The 3,109-nt window shown below is 45.2% G+C and carries 1 pseudogene; it reads left to right on the top strand.

Annotated elements, in window-relative coordinates:
• Positions 1–343: 343 nt before the first annotated feature.
• Positions 344–3,109 (top strand): annotated as a pseudogene (locus tag AC1DWB_RS32805) (hypothetical protein); the annotation flags it as partial.

Genomic DNA, 3,109 nt, shown 5'->3' with positions numbered 1-3,109 from the left:
AGGGTAAGCGCCCGGTGATCAATTTATTGTTGCGTGTTCGTTCAAAGTCAACGTCCAAATAAGTCGAACTTATCTTGTCCTATAAGTAAAAGAAACCAGTCCAAATGAGGACTGGTTTTTTTGCGATCCTGCATTTTCCTCACAACTCTAAAATTTCAACCAAACCTGACCGATAACAACTATACGCGAAACTTTTGGAGCAGGGGCATCGTCTACTAGATCAGCTTTGTAAATATTTGGAGAGGAGTTCATACAAGTAGCCGCGAAAAACCTGTTCAAATAGATGTAAATAGCTATATTCCATTAAAGATGAATACTTTTATAACATAAGGAGGAACCGGTTTTGAAAAAGTCATACCGCAAGTGGACAAGTCTGTTGGTTGTCTTGTCTATGCTTATGAGTCTTCTCCCGGCGATGTCAGCGTTCGCTGCGACGTCACGTATTACGATTATTGGATTGTTTATTTCGGAATCACAACCTGCTTTAACGGAACCCTTAGTCCCTAGACTGACCAGTAATCCGATGGTTCTGCAGGCTACAATTGAAAACATAAGCGATAATCAAGTCCAAAGCCTCTACTATGAGATAACGAATGTAAGTATGGGAGGACAGCCTGCCGCGGACAAATCCAATAAGGCCCAGAAATCAGGACAATACGATATCGTATTTAGTAATGTGCTGCTGACTGAAGGCCTGAACAAGATTACGGTCAAGCTGGGTGATTCCAGCGTCGTTTCTTCTGCGCCTGCGTGGGTGTACTATACCCCGACAACGAATTTGGAAACGATTAATATTAACGGCAAGCCATTTGAGGATGGGAAGATGTACCCGGATAATCCACAGCAGTCCACATTGGTTAATATCTCTGGAAGTGCACCGAATGCAACCGAGGTTAAAGCCTATTTGGAGGGGGACTCATCTCCTAAGAATGCTTTCTTCAGCAACGGTAGTTATTTCTTCTTAGCGGATGATATCAACAAGCCAACATCGACAGCTTCTTTCCGCCTGCGCCCGGGTGACAACCCAATGACCATCATGGCGGTGAACAATTCTAAGACTTATCAGGTTCAAAAGAATTTGATCTACGATAACGGGAAACCATTTGCTTTTAACGCCAAAATTGGGGAATTGGATACGAGCGGAGCTGCGGTTGGGGCGCCTAAAGATCTCATCAAGACACCTACAATAACCACACCTAAGGCGAATATATCGGCATACTTAAAAGACGATTTGACTGCGCTAGGAGATCTACAGTACAAATTTGTTGAAGTTATGATTGGCGGGCAAAGATTCGGCCCATACAATCTAGATGGCGCAAATGCCGCACCAAAAGTGTTCTCGATTTCACCGAGTGTTATTTATGATGGCTACACGGGGACAGACCTGTTTGTAACCGGAGAGGCATTGTCTACTGCTTCAAAGCTTACGGTTACAGGAAAAGATGGTGTGGCGGCCATCACAGATGCTGTGCCAATCGCGGTCAACACTGCTAGGACCGTAGCGGTATATCGAATTCCTTCCGGGGCAGGCGTATCGCTAACAAGCGGGAATAGCCCCTACTTGTTAGAAGTCAAAGAAGGGACTAGAACGATTCATGACACCTCTTATTCCCTTGGAGTCAGTATTCCGACAGGAAGTATTACTTTGCCTACTGTTAGTGCATTTGGCGTACCTGACCCTGGCACGGATTTAGCAAAGGCAGGAAGTATGCCTGCTACTCCAGCGCTCAATCCAGATGATCGTGTCTTCACGTTTTCTTCCGGAACCGCAACTGAGTTCGGATTGCAAATCACAGATACGCAGAACCGTTCCGTTGCTTCTGTTATAGGTGCTGACGCAGGTGGTGGCAACGTATCATTTAAATTTCCGATCATACAGGCTGATGGCTTGTACAAATATAAAATCACGTACAACGGAGTTACGATTACGGAGCGTGCCTTTACAATCGGCAAGAAAGATCCTGCCGTTCCAGATGTATTAGTGAATGGACCGATTGCATTAAACAATGCCAGTTCGATTCCAGGGTTTACTGGAGTTAATCCGACTTCCTTATATTTCACTGGCGTCAACTTGGGAAGCAGTATCGCTGATTATACTTCAGCCCGATTGGTGCCACAACTTGGGAGTGCACCTGCTGTCAACTTAACCGTAGTGGATGTAAAGGATACTAGCATTTTATTTGCAGTGCCGAATCAATCCGATCTGCAGGCAGGCGTAAATTACAAGCTGGAGTTCAATAAGCAATTGCATTATCCGGATGGGTCAAATGCAAGCAACTATCCGTACACAAAACCGAATTCGGTAACAGAAACGGTCTATTCCGCACCGTCAGTCGGAACAGCGGCAATAACAGGAATATCCATTCCGCAACTGCTGCCTTCTGAAGTGAATAGTTCTACGATTACGATAAATGGATTAGGGCTGGCAGATAAATCCAAGCTCGCACTTGTTGTTATGAACGAGGATGGAACGAACCCACGCAACGCTAATGTATTGGCAGTCAATACTGGGGGTACACAAGCGACGGCGAACTTCGGCTCCATACCTGGTCTCCTTGCTGGCACTTATTTAATAAAGGCCTTGTACAATGGGGAAGTTCTTGGTCAATACCCTTTGGTTGTAGTTGATCCTGCCGTTTCTGGTTTAACTGAAATAGGAGGGGAAGTAATCGTTACAGGGATGAACTTAGGCAGGAATTTGAATCTGCTGAAGCTTCGCTTCGCACCTAACGACAACCCAACTCAATTTGTGGATCAAGCAGCATCGGCCATTGATGCAGGGAGACGCGCTCATTTTGTTAAGCCGGGTGGGCTATCCAATGGTGCATATACGGTTACTCTGTTGTATAACGATACGCCAATCGGTAATCCCTTTCCGTTCAATATTAGTGCTGCCGCTACATCACTGAATGAAGTAGCTTCCTGGTCGAAGCCGGGTAGATATAAAGTATTCGACTTTTCGGCGAAGCTGGATATCCCAACCGATAAAGTGCAAGTCGTAGAGTTCCGGTTCTTTAACTCTTCCAACGACAATCTTCCTCCAAGTACGTTTACGTTTAACTATGTCGATCCTAACTTGCCTTACATCGAATCAGTTAAACGTGCGGAA

This window comes from Paenibacillus sp. P4_E11, assembly GCF_056401635.1.
Note: the sequence above shows the minus strand (reverse complement) of the source record. Positions and strands in the feature narration are given on the sequence as shown.